This window comes from Rhodococcus sp. P-2 (genome assembly GCF_016598535.1).
Taxonomy (GTDB): Bacteria; Actinomycetota; Actinomycetes; order Mycobacteriales; family Mycobacteriaceae; genus Rhodococcus_F; species Rhodococcus_F baikonurensis.
Map to the genome: position 1 here is coordinate 917378 of NZ_CP066779.1, position 17846 is coordinate 935223.

At 62.3% G+C, this 17846-nt stretch carries 14 protein-coding genes; 4 read left to right on the forward strand and 10 right to left on the reverse strand.

Annotated features, from left to right (window positions below; translation table 11 throughout):
* Positions 1-45: 45 nt before the first annotated feature.
* The 4 genes from I7X09_RS04365 to eccCa form a co-directional block, all read right to left on the reverse strand.
* Entirely contained in the window at positions 46-339 is a 294-nt protein-coding gene (locus tag I7X09_RS04365) for a WXG100 family type VII secretion target (RefSeq protein ID WP_200315766.1), read from the reverse strand.
* A gap of 86 nt (positions 340-425) precedes the next feature.
* Entirely contained in the window at positions 426-731 is a 306-nt protein-coding gene (locus I7X09_RS04370; protein WP_095968907.1) for a WXG100 family type VII secretion target, read from the reverse strand.
* 183 nt (positions 732-914) lie between these two features.
* Positions 915-2357: a type VII secretion-associated protein gene (locus tag I7X09_RS04375; protein WP_234036795.1), complete on the reverse strand. Its 1443-nt coding sequence runs from the start codon at positions 2355-2357 to the stop codon at positions 915-917.
* Positions 2358-2410: 53 nt separating this feature from the next.
* On the reverse strand, positions 2411-6454 hold the full coding sequence (gene eccCa / locus I7X09_RS04380; RefSeq protein WP_234036796.1) for a type VII secretion protein EccCa: 4044 nt from the start codon (positions 6452-6454) through the stop codon (positions 2411-2413).
* 197 nt (positions 6455-6651) lie between these two features.
* Here eccCa and eccD point away from each other — a divergent pair, with 197 nt between their 5' ends.
* Both eccD and mycP read left to right on the forward strand, forming a co-directional pair.
* Positions 6652-8118, forward strand: a complete 1467-nt coding sequence (eccD, locus tag I7X09_RS04385) for a type VII secretion integral membrane protein EccD (protein WP_200315770.1) — start codon at positions 6652-6654, stop codon at positions 8116-8118.
* 14 nt (positions 8119-8132) lie between these two features.
* Positions 8133-9545: a type VII secretion-associated serine protease mycosin gene (gene mycP / locus I7X09_RS04390; protein WP_200315772.1), complete on the forward strand. Its 1413-nt coding sequence runs from the start codon at positions 8133-8135 to the stop codon at positions 9543-9545.
* Positions 9546-9559: 14 nt separating this feature from the next.
* Here mycP and eccB read toward each other — a convergent pair whose 3' ends face one another.
* The gene (gene eccB / locus I7X09_RS04395; RefSeq protein ID WP_200315774.1) at positions 9560-11026 is read right to left on the reverse strand and encodes a type VII secretion protein EccB; all 1467 of its coding nucleotides are present in this window, start codon (positions 11024-11026) and stop codon (positions 9560-9562) included.
* 157 nt (positions 11027-11183) lie between these two features.
* On the opposite strand from eccB, the gene eccE reads away from it, so the two are divergent.
* Positions 11184-12764 (forward strand): type VII secretion protein EccE, encoded by a 1581-nt coding sequence (gene eccE, locus I7X09_RS04400; RefSeq protein ID WP_234036797.1) that lies wholly within the window; start codon positions 11184-11186, stop codon positions 12762-12764.
* Positions 12765-12779: 15 nt separating this feature from the next.
* On the opposite strand, the gene I7X09_RS04405 is transcribed toward eccE, so the two are convergent.
* Both I7X09_RS04405 and I7X09_RS04410 read right to left on the reverse strand, forming a co-directional pair.
* The gene (locus I7X09_RS04405) at positions 12780-13337 is read right to left on the reverse strand and encodes an NADPH-dependent FMN reductase (protein ID WP_124566552.1); all 558 of its coding nucleotides are present in this window, start codon (positions 13335-13337) and stop codon (positions 12780-12782) included.
* Positions 13338-13359: 22 nt separating this feature from the next.
* Positions 13360-13938 carry a TetR/AcrR family transcriptional regulator gene (locus tag I7X09_RS04410; protein WP_095968901.1) on the reverse strand — a complete coding sequence of 193 codons (579 nt, stop codon included), beginning with the start codon at positions 13936-13938 and terminating at the stop codon, positions 13360-13362.
* A 57-nt stretch (positions 13939-13995) separates the two neighbouring features.
* Between I7X09_RS04410 and I7X09_RS04415 the strand changes: the two genes are divergently transcribed.
* Complete coding sequence (locus I7X09_RS04415) at positions 13996-15138, forward strand: acyl-CoA dehydrogenase family protein (RefSeq protein WP_095968900.1); 1143 nt, start codon at positions 13996-13998, stop codon at positions 15136-15138.
* Between the two features lie 57 nt (positions 15139-15195).
* Here I7X09_RS04415 and truA read toward each other — a convergent pair whose 3' ends face one another.
* From truA to I7X09_RS04430, 3 genes are read right to left on the reverse strand one after another with little or no spacing between them, the layout of a single operon-like run.
* Positions 15196-16080 (reverse strand): tRNA pseudouridine(38-40) synthase TruA, encoded by an 885-nt coding sequence (gene truA, locus I7X09_RS04420; protein ID WP_200315778.1) that lies wholly within the window; start codon positions 16078-16080, stop codon positions 15196-15198.
* Between the two features lie 6 nt (positions 16081-16086).
* Positions 16087-16644, reverse strand: a complete 558-nt coding sequence (gene rplQ, locus I7X09_RS04425; RefSeq protein WP_095968898.1) for a 50S ribosomal protein L17 — start codon at positions 16642-16644, stop codon at positions 16087-16089.
* Positions 16645-16673: 29 nt separating this feature from the next.
* Entirely contained in the window at positions 16674-17735 is a 1062-nt protein-coding gene (locus I7X09_RS04430) for a DNA-directed RNA polymerase subunit alpha (protein WP_003941016.1), read from the reverse strand.
* Between the last annotated feature and the right edge of the window lie 111 nt (positions 17736-17846).

The following is a 17846-nucleotide window of genomic DNA, read 5'->3' on the forward strand; positions in this document are numbered from 1 at the left end:
TGACGGTACCGGGGCAGGCGGGGTGTCATCACGACATGAATGCTGTCAGCGACCGAACCCGTTTGCGGCGATCCGATCAGCTTCCTGCATCTTCTCCGAGCCGCTCGCCGTCGCTCCGGCGATCTGCGCGAGAACCATGTTCAGTTCTTCGGAAGCCTGGGCCCAGCGGCGCTGTGCGTCGTTCCACGCTTCGGAGCCTGCCCCTTCCCAGCCTGCTTGCAGCTTGTCTACGACAACCTTGATGCCGCCCTGCTTGTCGTTGATCGCTTTGGCCTGCTGTTTCATCTGGTCGGACAGCATTGCGAGGCCGCCGAAGTCGTACTTGATCCTGTCGGACATAACTGCTCCCGGTTCGGTGTGACTGGAGAGAAATTGTGAGAACTACTGGCTGAGGACTGCTTGATCGAACGGTGAAGCGCTCACGGTCAGGACATGTTCACCGTCGCGCCGCGAAGCGCGCTGACGTTGTCGTCTTCGGTCGAGTCGAAGGTTCCAGCAGCCTGTTTGATCTGCTCGCAGATGTCGGTCAGAGCAGTGTCCAACTTCAGGGCCGCGCTGTTGTATCGCTCCATGATTCCTGCGTATTCGACCTGTGCGGCGCCGTTCCACGAATTGTGCGAAGCGTCGGCCTCCGACCGAACAGCGTTGACCAGTCCCCTGATGTCACCGAGATGTCCGTCGATGGTCCCCGCCGAATCGATCAGTTCAGCGGTAGTTGCGGTAAAGCCCATGTCGTCCCCCTGGATTCGGTGAGTACCGTTCGGTATCGGCGATCACACACGACGGCTTGCCCGTCGAATGTGCACCGGGGTCCGAGCGGAACTCCCTGATGTGCGCTACACATACTTTGACGCGATCTCCGTGCCAACGGTTCCGGCCCGACCGAAGAATATTTTCAGAACCGACCGATCCGATCAGGGTTTGAATTCGATTGACTGCCACATCCGCAGACAGTCCGCTTCGAGACTGTCCCACTCGCCGACCAGATACTGGCAGCCGATACTCACTTGCCGACCGTTGCCGACGTACACGTGCCAACGCACCTCGGAGAAATCGTCCGGAAACTCGACGTACACCACTGCCTGTTTTCCTGCGGCATCGTCGATCACAGAAAACTCTCCGAACCGCAACGGGTCCTCGAACGCCGAAAACTGCTGACGCAAAGCAGCTTCGACGGAATCGAATCCCGCACCTTCCGCAAGACGTTTCTCGATGACCACGATCTTGCGATCCTCGCCGGAACTGGGTATCAAATCGGTACGACCGCTCGAAGTCCCTGGTGACAGAAGCTTCCAATCGGAAGGCAACTCTGCTGCAACGCTTTCCAGGTCCACACGCCTGAGTTCCGGCGTGACATCGGGCTCGATCGACGGAATCGAAGTCTTCGGTGCGGGCTTCCCCTGATCTTTCGACGCCTCCGCGATCTCAACTTCGTCTTCCGCCGTAGCTGCGACCGACCCTGCCGACCGAGAATCGCTTCGATCGCGAGTGAACACCACAACCGTTGCCGCGACCACAGCGACGACGGCGACCATCGCAAGCGCCGCAGCGAACCATCGACGGCCTCCGTTCCTCCCGCCGACTCGACGCGGTGAGGAGGCAGTCGAGTCCATGGAAGTAATCGACATCGCGCCATCCGAATCGCCTACCCACCCGGCGCCAAAAGCCGAATTGTCGACGATTCGACCGGAACTGTCCCGCGCGGTTGTCTGGCGAACGAGCGTCTGAGGATCCACCAGAGACGACGCCACCCGACTCTCGTCCAGAATTCGAATGCTCGCGTGGCCGTGGACATTCGTCGAGCCACGTTCGAGCGAAGCCGCAACGGCATGGGAGCGCGGCCCGACCAGCACCACGGCGTCCCGAACCGACAAGTCCCCGATTGCGGAAAACAACCCCGCAACGTCTGCGATCGCCGAACTTTGTGCCCCGTCGATTCGGAGTTCGCCGTCGACCTCACCGACAACAGACGCGACCACCGTTCCGCCACGCAGTTCGAGGACGACGCACCGCGATCGCCAGGCTGTGTGAGCCGACCTCGCCGCCGCGACCGACGTCGGAACGAGGACGACGTCGTGCGCCACTCGCCGTGCGGCATCGAGCAATCGCCGCCTGCGTGGGGCACCCCAATCCGAGGGATGACTGAGATAGAGAATGTCTACATCGACGATTCCGCACCCGTCCATCGCCCTGGAAATCAGCCTGGCCAGCTCCAAAACCGTCGGGACAATCCGACCATCTACGTCGACGTAGTCGTCGTCGACGAAATCGATCGCATTTTCACCGGTACCGGGACCCGACGCCGTTTCCCGTCTGAGGTCTGCACTGCAACAGAATTCGCGTTGACCCGATACCACCCAGATATTGGATGGACCCCAATGTAACGAGACTGACACCAAGGACGGAACGGTCACAGCGGTGGCATCCACGGAACTTGGACAAGTTGGGTTTGCGAGCGAGAAACGTAGACCCCACGACCTTCCGGCAATGTCGACGCGCGGACGGTGCCGACGAGATTTCCCTCGTCACGACTCCCGCTCATGATCAATCCGGCCGGTGCCATGTCGCGAATTCTCGCGATCACCGGCTCGTACAATGCTCTGGCCGCACCACCGGAACGGCGGGCAATCACCAGGTGCAAACCGATGTCCTTGGAATGCGGAATGTATTCGAGCAACGGCGCCACCGGATTTCCACTCGGTGTAGCCACAAGGTCGTAGTCGTCGATCAGTACATAAATCTCCGGCCCACTCCACCACGATCGTTCCCGCAATTGCTGCTGCGTTGTTTCGGCGTTCGGCATCCTCGCGGCGACGATCCGAGCCAAGTCGACCATCAACTCTCCGAAGGTCGTCGACGACGCCGAGTACCCGCCGAGGTGATTCCCTTCGACCACTCCCAGCAGGGAATGCCGATAGTCACCGATAATCAGCTTGGCCTGGGCCGGTGTGTTCGACGCGATGATCCCTTCCGCTATTGCGCGCAGAAGAGATGTCTTGCCACACGCGGTGTCGCCGAATATCAAGAAGTGCGGGTGTTCCCGGAAGTCCATGTACACCGGCGCGAGGTCGGTCTCACCGAGGCCGATCGGCACGGTGAGGCACCGACCGTCGGCCGCACTCGGTGAGGGCCACCGGGTCCCGACAGCTTCGAGAAGTTCTGCCCGCGAGTACGAATCCGGAAGCATCCGCACGGTCGGTGCCGGACGCGAATTCGACATGGCCTCAATACGTTCGACCGTCGCCGTCACACTCCCGCTGGAGTTCTCACTACCTGGCAAACCGTCGATTCGAGGTAGTCCGGTAAGAAGGTGAAGTCCGTCGCGTGTGATGCCACGACCCGGTCGACCTTCCGGCACCAGGCCGGCTTTCTGGCGACCCGCATCCGAATCTCCCGGATCGCCCAACCGAAGTTCGATACGAGTACCCAGTTGGTCCTTGAGTGCCGGCCGGATCTCGGCCCACCTCGACGTCGTGACGATCACGTGCACACCGAAGGACAATCCTTGACCGGCGAGCATGTTGATCTGAGGCTCGAGCGATTCGAAATCCGAACGAACACTGGGCCAACCATCGACGACGAGGAAGACGTCACCGTACGGGTCATCTCGGAGTCCCGCCGCCACACCTTCCCCGGTGGGATCAACTGTTCGCAGTCTTCGGAAATCGGCCATCGAGTCGATGCCGAGGTCACGAAACAGCCGCTCTCGTTTCGCGACCACACCGAGTACCTCGGCAACCGTGCGCCGGACGCGGTCGGAATCCAAGCGGTTTGCCACCGATCCGACGTGCGGCAGATCCTTCAACCCGAGGAGCGTTCCACCGCCGAAGTCGAGGCAGTAGAACTGAATCTGTTCCGACGTGTGCGTCATGCTCAGAGACAGGATCAATGTGCGCAACGCCGTCGATTTTCCCGACTGCGGGCCGCCGACGATCGCAAGGTTGCCCGTCGATCCGTTGAGATCGGCGACGAGAAGATCGCGGCGCTGATCGAACGGCCTGTCGACTATGCCGAAGGGTGCGCTCAGATTTCCGCGAGGTTGATCACCGGCCGCCCACCGCGGCAGCAACTGGTCAAGCGTCGGAGATGCGTCGAGTGGCGGGAGCCACACCTCGTGCGCGCGCGGACCGTGACCGCGCATGCGGTCGACGAGGACTCCCATGAGAGTACGTGCATCGTCACCAATTTCACCCATGTCGACGACATCGGGCTCGACGGGACCGACAACAGCCTCCGGCCCGATCACGGGCGTCGCGGTAAAGGGCAGCGGCGCGAGTTCGACGGGGGAATCGACCGAGAATCGAGTGGGCACCATCCGCTCGCCCTCGAACGGGCCTGACACGTATGCACCTTGGAAGCGAACGATCTCAGCAGAATCGGACTTCAGATATCCCGCACCGGGCGTGCCTGGTAGGTGATAAGCATCGGGAACACCGAGAACGGAACGAGACTCGTTCGCCGAGAAAGTTTTCAAACCGACCCGATACGAAAGATGGCTGTCGAGCCCCCGAAGCTTTCCTTCGTCGAGCCGCTGACTGGCCAACAACAAGTGGATGTGAAGTGACCTCCCCAATCGCCCGATGGCCACGAACAATTCGGCAAATTCCGGCTGTTGACTGAGCAGTTCGGAAAACTCGTCGACAACCACGAAGAGTGCAGGCAACGGATCGAGTGCAGCGCCGGCCAGCCTCGCCTTCTCGTAATCGGACACGTTTGCGAAGTTTCCCGCCGCACGCAGCAGTTCTTGTCGACGATTCATTTCGCCGGCGAGCGCGTCCTTCATACGATCGACCATCGCCAATTCCTCGGCAAGGTTGGTGATGATCGCAGCAACGTGCGGCGCCTCTTCGAGGCCGAGAAAGGTTGCACCACCTTTGAAGTCGATCAGGACGAGGTTCAGTGCGTTGGGTGAATGGGTCGCGATCAGGCCGAGCACCAAGGTTCGCAGGAACTCCGACTTGCCAGAACCTGTGGCTCCGATACACAGCCCGTGCGGACCCATACCGTTCTCGGCCGATTCTTTCAGATCCAGTTCGACGGGGTTTCCGTCTTGTCCGACACCGATCGGCACGCGGAGTCGGTCGCGCCCCTGACGTGGCAGCCAGCCGTGCTCGGGATTGAACCTCGCAACATTTCCTATCCCCAACATCTGGCTCCAAGTCCGAAGGGACCGGTCGTCGTCGGCTGCGTCCACGGCGTTCTGCGATGCCGCGCGGAACGGTGCGATGCGACGTCCGAACGACTGGGCCAGGCTCGTCGTCGCAGCGTCAGGCGTCGCAAAGTTCTCGACTCCTGCGCTGCTCACCGCGCCGATCTGCTCGCTACCGACGACCAGTCGCAGACCACGCGCCGCCGCCAAGCGCGGGCAGAACCCGCACAGGTCGAGGACGGTCACCGAGTCGAGCCCGGATTCGGACAACAGGCCGGTGTCACCTTCGAGCAAGCCACCGTCCACGACCAACACGAGATGCGGAACGCCCGCACTCGCTGGAGTGTTGCGGGCGAACCGAGCACGCATCGAAAGCGATTCACCGAGGGAACTCTCGAACTCGAGGTACGAACCGAACACCATACGTGAAGTGCCGGCGCCGTCCTGAGACTCCGGATGTTGCACGTGTGGGAGCCACTTGACCCACTCCCACTCGGATTCGGTATCGGGACCGCACACCACCGCAACTTGGACCGTGTCCGGACCGTGGAAAGTGCACAGCTGCATCAACATCGAGCGGACAAGCGCACGAGCGGAATCTCTCTGCCCCTCGATGGACATCGCAGCAAATCCGCGAAGCGAGACGGCTGTCGGCAGATCCTTGACAACCGAATGCGCACGAACGAATCGCCGAAGCGAGACAGCGGCGACGGGTTCGAGATCCTCGACCGGCCCGGTCTCCGGAGATACGAGTCTGGTGGCCAATCGCTGTGTACCCAGACCGACCCGAACGTGGCAGTAGTCCGAGTCGGTGATCTGACGTTCCCACATCCGCACAGTTCCGACCAACGTCCAGAGCAACGACGGCTCGGGGTTGCTCCATTGCAGTGCAGCACGCTGCGCACCAGACGTCGCAGCAACATCGCTGCGCATCTGATCCAGGTACCGCAGGTAGTCCTTGCGGTCCTCGTTCGCTTCGGACGCCCGTGCTCCACCGCTACGACCGCCCCCGGCGAGCATCCCGAGCATCGACACCATCATCATGACCGGAAACAGGAGAGACATCGGATTGCGCGCCATGCCGGAAGAGAACATCAGCGCCACCATGCCGATCATGGCAACCACCATGATCACCGGAAGTAGTTTGGTCAGTAGGTTTCCCGGCGTGACGCGAGGAATCTCCGGTGGGGCCTGAAGCGTCACCTCGCCGCCCGGTGTGCGCGGCGATTCACGGCGCGCTCGACGCGCAAATCTGACAGTGCTCAATTCACCCACCCCCATCGGTGCTGCAACTGTTGCCGACATGCGCCTCGTCCCGGCTACCGCCGGCCCCCCAAGGCGTTCTCGCGCAATTGCAAGAGAGTAGATCACAACACCGACACTCGGGTCGGTGCCACCTGTTGTCGGCGCTGTCTCCGACACGGGCGCGCAGTTCATGTCGTATCGTTCGGGTGAACTGGGGTGACGCGACAGGGGAATCGCGTCATGGGAGGGGACAGATCTTGACCAGCACCACTACAACCAGCGCTGCACACACCGAACACGGACCACGCGCGACCCATTCTGCCGAACTGTGCAGGTTGACGGTACTTTCAGCCCATTCGCAGGTGGATCTTGCGGTGCCGCTTCGTGTTCCACTCACGGCGGTCATTCCGGGCATTGTGGACACAATTGTCAACCACAGCAATCTCAACGAGTTCGACCACAGCACCGAACAATTCGAGCCCGTCGACTGGACTCTGTCGAAAGTCGGCAGGGCGCCGCTGGCACCGATGCTGTCGCTGCACGAGCACGGAATACGCGATGGGGAATTGCTCGTACTCGAGGCCGCGGACATGGCTGCCCCGCCCCCACTCTTCGACGACATCATGTACACCGTCGCGGCCACGGATGCAGACATCTACCGGCGCTGGACTCCGATCACCGCACGCGTCGTCGGCTCGTCCGCCGCCCTCGTCGCAGCGCTCATCGCGGCCCTCGCCCTGGTCCTCGGCGATACAGGTCTGATCGGCGCTGTCTGCGGCGGAGTCACGTCCTTGGTGCTCACCGTCACCGCCGTCGTGGCAGCGCGCGTGTACGGAGACACTGCAAGCTCCATCACACTCGGATGCACGGCGGTGCCACTGGCTTTCGTCTCCGGCGCACTTTGTGTACCCGGTACTGTCCTTTCTGCTCATCTCCTTCTCGGTTCGGCATTCGCAGCCGCGGTAACTCTGATCTGCCTCCGCTTGTGCGGTGCCGGATTAGCCGTCTTCACCACACTTCTCGTCGTCCTCCTTGCTGCGGTGAGCACCTTCGCCGTCACGACGACGCTTCCCGAGGCGCGCACCGCGACGGTCAGCAGCGCGGTGATTGCCGCGGCATTGATCGTTCTCACGTTCACTGCTCGACTGTCGATGCTGTTCGCGCGATTACCGCTTCCCCCTGTTCCGACGCCGAGTAATCCCCTCGACGACGATCGCGACGGAGTGCCCGAGCCCGAGCTACCCGGGCTGACCGAGTTGACCGACAGGGCGGGGCGGGCTCGTAGCTATCTGACCGGACTGATCGTGGCCACGTCGGTGGTCGCGCTCACTGCCGCAGTCGCACTCGCATGGTCCTGGACCGGTCAGGGAATCGTCTGGCCGAACCTTGCTCTCGCATTGGCGACGGCCGTCGTGCTGATGTTTCGCGGGCGCACCTATGCGGGCGCACAGCAGGCGGTCCCTCTCATCGCGGCAGGCATCTCGGTGATTCTCGTTCTCCTGGGCGACATGGCGTGGACCCATCGCGACCATGCATTGGTCGTCTTCGCCATCACTATGACTGTTCTCCTCCTGTCACTGATTCTGGGAATCCTCGCCCCCCAGAACACATTCAGCCCCGTGATGCGGCGCGCGGCCGAACTGTTGGACCTCGCTGCTATTGCAGCAATCGTTCCGCTGATCTGCTGGGTCAGCGGGCTCTTCGCGCTCATGCGCGGTCTCTGAGCGATCGGATCTCGATGGTGATTCGACGCGCGACAAACACCTGTGCCGCATTCGTGATCGTTGCCTTCACAGTTCTCGCCGGGGCGGGTGGCGCATCGAGTGCGGTTCCTTCCCCCATCGATCCTGCAATGCTGCCCGAGGACGGTCCGCCCGCACCTCCCCACCCCACCGAACAGCGAACCCTGTGCGTCCCCGCCGTAGCGGGTGGTGACGGTGCGGATATTCCACGTTCTCAACAGGATCTGGGATTCGATTCGGTGTGGCCGATCACCCGAGGGGCAGGGCAGCGAATTGCTGTCATCGACACCGGCGTCAGCAGACATCCCCGGCTACCTGCACTCGAAGGCGGCGGTGACTATGTCGGGACCTCCGACGGCGCCGATGATTGTGACTCACATGGAACAGTCGTGGCGGGTCTCATCGCCGCCCAGCAGGTCGAGGGTTCCGGATTCACCGGAGCTGCGCCGGACGCACAGATCATCTCGATCAGGCAGTCCAGTGCCGCTTTCTCGGTGACCGGCCAACGCGAAGACCCTGCTGTAGCCGAGAACTCGTCTGGCTACGGAAACGTCGACACCATGGCATCGGCGGTCCGTCACGCTGCGGACATGGGTGCAAGCGTCATCAACATCTCCGAAGTCGCCTGTAAGCCTGCCGGGGACGGGATCAACGACCAACGACTCGGCGCTGCAATCGAATACGCCACGATTGCGAAGAACGTCGTAGTCGTCGCTGCTGCAGGTAACGTCGGATCAGGAGGGTGCAAGAACCAGAATCCACCGCCGGATCCCCTCGCTCCCCTAGCCGATCCGTGGGACTCGGTTGTGACGATTGCCAGTCCGGCTTGGTACGACGACTATGTCCTCACCGTCGGGTCGGTAGACCCCACCGGCGCCGCCAGCTCATTCAGCCTCGGCGGTCCATGGGTCGACGTGGCGGCGCCCGGCACCGGAATCACCTCGCTTCACCCGGCATCACCCGGTCTGACCAACGGGGTTTACGGCCCTGACGGCGCCGTACAGTCGTTCAACGGGACCAGTTTCGCTGCGCCCTATGTCGCGGCAACCGCCGCACTGGTCCGGTCGGTTCACCCGGAACTGACTGCGCTCGAGGTCATGCGACGTATCGAAGCCACGGCCCACGCTCCGGCGCAGGGTTGGAATCCCTACGTCGGTCACGGCGTCATCGATCCACTCGCTGCGGTAACTGGCGAATTGGCACCGGGGGAACCCGTCCAGGTCCATCATCAGTCGGTATCGATCGATCCCCTACCCACGCCGCCGACCCCCGACAACCGATCTCGCGACGCGGCACTCGTCGGAGCCGGAACGGTCGGCACCCTCGCCCTACTGACGCTGTTGGCATCGATGCCCCTTCGTCGAGTCATTCGTCGGCATCTTCCCGAACGCCGGAACATCGATCTCTGAACCGTCAGCGCTGTTCAGTTCACCGGAGCGGCCGGCGCTGTATCGGGGGCGACTCCGTCGTGAGCTATCAGTGCGTTTTCCTTCTCGAGCGCAGGACCTGATGCAAGTAGGTCGAGCATCTGCCACGGCGCGCGATCAGGAGTTCGCGTCAATCCGAGTGCGCGAGCCGAGGTTTCGTCCGGAACTCCGTATTTCACACCGGTATCGGATACGTAGAACACTCCGTCGCGCCTGGTGCTGCTCGTCTCGATTCCGGTCGCTTGAACAAATCCGCCGAATCCCTGTTCGACATGGACGCTGTCGAGATTGTCACCCGATCCGTCCGCCTGCGCCAGGGATACCAACTTGCCCCCCTCCGGGATCGGAACCTGCAATCCAGCGACGAGTTTCAGCGTTGCAGAACTACTTTCGCCGCCCTCGACTGCAGGCGAGGGAGCCCATTGCAGACAGCCGACAGGTGCGCCGCGATCATCGACGATCTCCGGAACCGCCTGCGGCAACGAGTCGACGGTCAACTCGTTCACCGAGGGAATACGACTGATGGCATCAGGGGTGACGCTCGTGATCCCGGTGGCGCCCTGTGAATCCGAGAAGTAGATCAGTTGAGCGACTGCCGCGCCGACCTTCTGGATACCGTTCTCGAGTACCACGTAGTACTGCGGTTCCGCACCCGCCGAAACCTGGACGACGGAGCCGACAGTTTTGTTCTGCAGAGGAAACCGGGGTGCTGAGCCCAGTTCGGGAATTCGCGGAGCGTCGACGCGCGGAACTTCGGGAATCGAATTGAGGAATCCGGTACTGATCGGTCGCGCCTGTGCCCCTTCCAGCCCCAAAGCCCGCGTGATCGCCGGATTGTCCACATCGATTTCCGCTCGCTTTCCGTCGTACACGAGAAAGTGATCGGAACCCGACTTCACCAGGAATGCACGGTCATTCGTCAGATATGTCGTGTTTTCACCGACATTGGACGAGCCGACCAGGACCGAAGTCGTCAACGATTTTCTCCCGTCGGATCCGACGGAATCGCAAACCGTCCACAATGCGTTGGTCGGGTCGGCCGATTCCGGCAGCGCGGACGGTGCGCCGGGAATGCCGACGAGCGCGCCCCGTGGTTCCGCCTCGACCTCGGATGCCTTGACTATTGCCGGTTTTCCTGGCGAACCCAGAATCAGTCGTGCCGAGGCCAAGTTCAGCACAGGGCGAAAAGTACCCTCCATGGCGACGAACATCGCGCCCGATTCCTTTGCAACGACGATATCTGCATCGCCGATCTTGTCCTGTGGCCGAAACAGAGCGAGTACCGCGCAACCCGCCAATCCCAGTGCAGCGAGGACTATTCCGACGGTGAAGGCGCGCGACTGTGACCGCATCGGATCGTGAAGCATCCGAACGTCTCGTCTGACCAGCGCGTGTTCCATCCGCCTGACCAAGAATCGGTACCCGTTGACCTGCCAGCGAGTGGTAGGTGTCGCAGCCATCATTCCCCCCGTGCCTTACATCCCCTTGCGAAGACACAGTACAGTTTCGCCGGGGCGGAAATTTTCGGGTAGTTCGCAGGTCAGGTATCGGGGAGGAACCGTGGACCGATCGCGGTTGAGGCATTGGCCGTCGTCGCACAGGATTTCGACGCACGAATTCGTGTCGGCACAGATTCTCGGAATCGGTGCGGGCGGAATCGCGATGGCCAGTGGGCTGGATTGGCTCTGGGCGCTGGCAATCGGTTGTATGGTTGCCGGATCAATGCTGCTTCATGTGGGCGGTTGGTCGGTAATGTCCTGGATTGTCAAGTACTTTCGCTTTCTGCGCCACAAGGACGTCGGCGGCGGCACGATCGTCAGTTTTCACTCCCCCTCCGAGCAGTCGATCGGGCTCCGAGTGGAGGGATCTTCACTCGTCGCTGTCGTCGAGATCGCTCCCCCACGCGACTACCTGACCAGAATCGGGCGTCATTCGTTCGACGCTTCCCACCTTCTTCCCACGGCAGCCCTCGCCAATTGTCTGTATCAGCACGATATTTCACTGACCGGCATCGACATTGTCAGTCACGGATACCGCGCCGCATCGGGAACGCCGGCCACCGAAGTCTACGAACGTCTCATCGGACCACTACCGGCCACCGCCACCAGAAGTGTCTGGCTTGCTCTACGTTTCGACGCTTTGGAGGGTGGTGCAGCAGTCGAACGCCGAGGCGGGGGCGAACAGGGCGCGGGTCGCGCGATCGCTGTTGCCGCAAATCGTGTCATCCGGGTGCTCGATTCAACGGGATGCAAGGCGCGGATCCTGACCGCACCGGAGATCGCATCGTCCACAGCCCAGGTGACAAGAGGAGTCGCCAGCCACGAGGTCACCGAAACGTGGCGAAGTACCCCCTTGCCCGGCGTGTCCAACGTCGGATACGGGATCGAACCCCGCTTCATCACAGCCGCGACCCTGACTCAGGTATGGGCCGTGGCAACGGTCGGGACGTCCGTGACAATTCGGTTGCGCCCGACCGGCGAACGCGGAACGGCGAAGGTCAGTGCGACCTGTCGCTTCACCACACGCAATCCACCTGAGAACGCACCGCTGGCCGGTTTGGTCTCGCTACGTGGGCGCCAGCGCGACGGATTGCTGACCAACTTGCCGACCGCACTGACCGCGCTGGATCCGATCACGCCGCACATCCGTATGGACGGCGGCAGACTCGACTCACTCGCTCTGCCCCTGGCCGGCTGCGGCCAGCTCATCGGCTCGGACCGAAACGGGCACGGCGTCACGGCAAGAATCTCGGGACCCGGCGTCAACACCGTTTTCGTCGCGGGCGAACTCTATCTGGCTCAACAGTTGATCTTTCGAGCCATTGCGACCGGCGCACGAGTACTCGTCCACACCGATCGACCGGACGCCTGGACCCCGCTCACCGACTCCATGGGAGTGCCTGACCGACTCCGTGTGTCCGGGCAGGGTGGAGGATCTGAGGGAGCCTTCGACACCGTCCTGTTCGACGGCGTCGTGGGCCTACCTCCGCGTGCGGGCGTGACCGCGATCTACGTATACGGACATCCCCGCCAATGGCCTCGGATCGACCCTGAAATCTCGATAGTTCAGCCATTCGCACTCGGTGACAAGATCACGGTCGAAACCGGCCGCACGCGCGTTGAACTGACTCTGGTGACCATTGCTTCCGAGACCTCGTTCATCGGCCGTCCACGAGCCGGCGACGCTCACCAGATGGCGTGATCGTGCCGGTTCCGATCAGCCGGGGTAGGGGTCACTCGCACGCAACGTCCGCAATCCGCTCCCCCACCAATGCAATTCACGAATCATCTTCTCGCGTGCATCGATCGCGATCGAATCGACGTCGAACGGCTGGTGTCCGAATTGCTTACGTACCCGATGAATGGTCACGCACTGACGCACCGAGACCATGTGCAGCTCCGCCACCACTTGCCTCAGCTGTTCGACGGCCCGAACACCACCTGAAATCCCGCCGTAGGACACGAAACCGATCGGCTTGGCCCGCCACTCGTGTTTCACGGAGTCGAATGCGGTCTTCAGAGCGGCCGGATACCCGTGGTTGTATTCCGAGGTCACGGCAACAACCGCGTCGGCGCGCCCGATTCGCTTGCGAAAATCCTCCGTAACAAGTGAGTCCGAGAAGTCCTGGGGCAACGACAACTCCTCGAGATCGATCACCGACACGTTCCACGACGGATTCGCGGTTGCTTCCTCGACAAACCAATCCGCCACTGCGCGTCCTATTCGCCCCTCACGGACCGAACCTACGATGACTTCGACGTTCAAAGGTGCCATGAACGTCGATGCTAGCGACTGGTCACGCAGTGATCCCATCCGTGATGAGTGCGGCCAATTCCCTATAGGCGCTGGCATCGTCCAGTCCTGTTGCCCGGTAGACCGCTCGTTGCTGGATCCGAACCATCGTCGCCGCGGCGGCATCGGCCACAAATGATGCGTGTACCTGCCGGAATGCGCCCGAATCCACGCCCTCGACGATGAGCGCTCGCACACGATCAGCAGCAATTGACGTGTTCTTCTCGTAAACCTGGCTCGCCGACGCCGATTCGGCCAGGTCTTCCATGAATTGACTGGACGCCGCGGACAAGCGATCGCCGACTGCTTCGAGATAGACCGCCACTCGACGAGTGGGTGTCGCTTCTGCGGTCACGGCACTCTCCACCGCATCGGTCGCCGCACGGAAGAAGTGAACCGTGACGGCCCGCACCAGATCCTCTTTTCCCGCTGCCACGGTGTACAAGGTGCTCTTGGAGCAATGCAATCGGGCTGCGATCTCGTCGAGCGTGAAGTGGGCGAAACCCTCACTCAAGAACAGCTCGACCATTTGGTCGAACAGTTCAGCCCTGCGTGCAGTCGTCTTGTGAGCCACCCTTGCCATACTGAAAACAGTACTGCAGTATCGTTCACAGTACTACCGTCTAGCTAGGAGCCGACCGTGCCCGTCGAACGCCTCATGCCCAGCCAAGAAGCTCGCGATCTCATCGAACTGACGCGTGATGTCGCGGACAAGGTACTCGCGCCCAAGGTCAACGAATACGAAAAAGCCGAGAAGTACCCAGACGGCGTGTTCCCCGCACTCGGACAGGCAGGACTACTGAGCCTTCCGTATCCCGAGGAGTTCGGCGGCGGTGATCAGCCTTACGAGGTCTACCTCCAAGTCCTCGAAGAAATCGCCTCGCGCTGGGCAGCGGTTGCAGTGGCGGTCAGTGTCCACAGTCTGTCGTGCTTCCCGCTGTTCACCTTCGGCACCGACGAACAGAAGAACCGCTGGCTCCCGGACATGCTGGGCGGCAACACCATCGGCGCGTACAGCCTCTCCGAAGCGCAGGCCGGGTCCGACGCCGCCGCATTGTCGTGCAAGGCGACGCCCACCGACGGCGGCTACCGCGTCAACGGCTCGAAGGCGTGGATCACCAACGGCGGCAAGGCAGACTTCTACAACCTCTTCGCCCGCACCAGTGACGACGGCTCACGTGGCATCTCCTGCCTCCTGGTGGACAAGGACACCGAGGGCCTCAGCTTCGGTAAGCCCGAAGAGAAGATGGGACTACGCGCGGTCCCCACCGCATCCGCGAATTACGACGATGCCTTCATCCCTGACGAGCGGCTGATCGGTCAGCGCGGCCAGGGGCTGCCGATCGCCTTCAGCGCTCTCGACTCCGGCCGACTCGGAATCGCTGCCGTTGCCGTCGGAATCGCTCAGGGCGCACTCGACGACGCGGTCGCCTACGCGAAGGAGCGCAAGGCTTTCGGCAAGCGGATCATCGATCACCAGGGACTCGGATTCGTGCTCGCGGACATGGCTGCCGCGGTCGACTCCGCTCGGGCCACCTACCTCGACGCAGCCCGCCGCCGCGACGCCGGAGTTCCGTATTCGCGCAACGCCAGCGTCGCCAAGCTCGTTGCCACCGACGCGGCCATGAAGGTCACCACCGACGCCGTGCAGGTATTCGGTGGGTACGGCTACACCCAGGACTTCCCCGTCGAGCGCTACATGCGCGAGGCCAAGATCACGCAGATCTTCGAGGGCACCAACCAGATTCAGCGGCTGGTCATCGCGCGCCAACTGGCCGGTTAGGCGCTCACGTGAAATGCCCTCCCACACAAAGTGGGAGGGCATTTTGCATAGTGGTCGTCAGTCGCCGCAGCATCCACCCGACGACGGAATCTCGCGGGTTTCACGAGTAATCGCGTTGCGGGCGGCCAGTTCCGAGTAGTCGGGGTAGTCCACGCGAACCAACGAAAGTCCGTGCGCCGGCGCAACGAGGATGGAACTTGATCGCGAAGTTTCGTCGAGCAACCCTGCCACCCAGTCGGCGGTGCGCCGCCCCTCACCGACCGAGAGGACTGCCCCTACAAGACTCCGGACCATCGACCAGCAGAACGCATCGGCGTTCACGTAGGCCGTGAACACCGTGCCCTCCTGCGCCCAGTCGAAACGTTGCAACTCCCGCACCGTGGTCGCACCTTCACGACGCTTGCAGAATGCCGCGAAGTTGTGGAGGCCGAGAAGCCGAGTCGACGCTTCCTGCATCGCTCCGAGATCGAGTGGTTTGGGGTACGACACCGTATCGCGTGCGCGCAGGGGTTCCACTCCGAATGCCGCGTTGGTCACCCGGTACTCGTAGTAGCGTCGCTTCGCCGAGAAGCGCGCGTCGAACTCACCGGGAACCACCGAGATCTCTTTGACCCGAACGTCCTTGGGCAGGAAGCGTGCAAGCCTGCGCACGAGTCGCGACGGGTCGTCCGGGAGCAACTCGCCCGGGACGTCGACGTGCGCTACCTGACCCGTGGCGTGGACACCGGCGTCGGTCCGACCGGCAACAGTCAGCTGAACCGGTTGCCGCAGTACCGTTCCCAGCTTGTCTTCGATCTCGCCGCACACAGTGCGCAGGTCGGTCTGGCGGGCCCAACCCGAGAAGTCGGTGCCGTCGTACGAGATGTCGAGCCGCAATCGAACGAGCCCGCCGTCCCCGATGGGGGCGGCGGGCTCGTTCGATTCAGCGTGTGCCGAAACCAAGGGAGACTAGTCCTTCTTGGCCTCTTCGGCCTCGGGAGCGTCGGCCGCAGTTGCGGTCTCGTCCTCGATGGCCTCGACGACTGCGTCAGCGTTCTCGACCTCAGCGTCGGTCGCGTCGGCCTCTACGGCCTCGACGACGTTCTCTGCGGCGGGAGCGTCCTGCGAAGCCTTGACGCGACGTGCGCGGTCAGCCTCGGAGGTGACGGTCTTTTCCTTGACGAGCTCGATGATTGCCATCGGAGCGTTGTCGCCCTTGCGGGGGATCGTCTTGATGATGCGGGTGTATCCACCGTTACGGTCCGCGTAGAACGGGCCGATCTCGGCGAAGAGGGTGTGAACGACATCCTTGTTACGGATGACCTTCAGCACCTCACGACGGTGAGCCAGCGTGCCGGCCTTCGCGTGCGTGACGAGCTTCTCGGCGTAGGGGCGCAGTGCCTTGGCCTTGGACTCGGTGGTGGTGATGCGACCGTGCTCGAAGAGCGCGGTAGCCAGATTGGCGAAAATCGCCTTCTGGTGGGAAGCCGACCCGCCGAAGCGGGCACCCTTCTTGGGCTTGGGCATGATGATCTCCTAGTAAAGGACCTGAGCTGCTACAGCTGTTCGGTCTCGGCGTAGTCCTCGGTACCCTCGGCATCGCCGAAGGAACCGGCATCAGTGTCACTCCACGTTCCGGTGGCGGCGTCGTAGCCGGCAACGGTGGTGGGATCGAAGGATGCGGGGCTGTCCTTGAGGGACAGGCCGAGCGAATGCAGCTTGACCTTGACCTCGTCGATGGACTTCTGTCCGAAGTTGCGGATGTCGAGCAGATCGGACTCGGTACGGCCGACAAGCTCACCGACGGTGTGAACACCTTCGCGCTTGAGGCAGTTGTAGGAGCGGACCGTGAGGTCCAGATCCTCGATGGGGAGTCCGAAGGAAGCGATGTGATCGGCCTCGGCGGGCGAGGGTCCGATCTCGATTCCTTCTGCTTCGACGTTCAGCTCACGGGCCAGGCCGAAGAGCTCAACCAGGGTCTTGCCCGCCGAAGCGAGCGCGTCCCGTGCGGTGATGGAGTTCTTCGTTTCCACGTCGAGAACGAGCCGATCGAAGTCGGTGCGCTGTTCGACGCGAGTGGCCTCCACCTTGTAGGTGACCTTGAGCACCGGCGAGTAGATCGAGTCGACCGGGATACGGCCGATCTCTGCGCCGGACGCCTTGTTCTGGACGGCGGGGACATAGCCGCGACCGCGCTCGACAACGAGCTCGATCTCCAGCTTTCCCTTGTCGTTCAGGGTGGCGATGTGCAGATCAGGGTTGTTCACGGTGACGCCTGCCGGGGGCACGATGTCGCCTGCAGTAACAGCGCCGGGGCCCTGCTTGCGGACGTACATGGTGACCGGCTCGTCCTCTTCGGAGTTCACGACGAGGCCCTTGAGGTTCAGGATGATGTCGGTGACATCTTCCTTCACTCCCGGGACGGTGGTGAACTCGTGGAGAACGCCGTCGATACGGATGCTGGTGACAGCAGCGCCGGGGATCGACGAGAGCAGCGTGCGGCGCAGCGAATTGCCGAGCGTGTACCCGAAACCTGGCTCCAGGGGCTCGATGACGAACTTCGAGCGGTTATCAGCGATGACCTCTTCGGTCAGCGTGGGTCGCTGAGAAATGAGCATTGGTATTTCCTCCTGTACGGACGTCCACTATTTGACGCCCACGATGGGAAAGGGCCTGCGGCCCTGTGAGTGGTTGAGGAGTCCGGAGACTCCTCAACCACTCACGGGGTG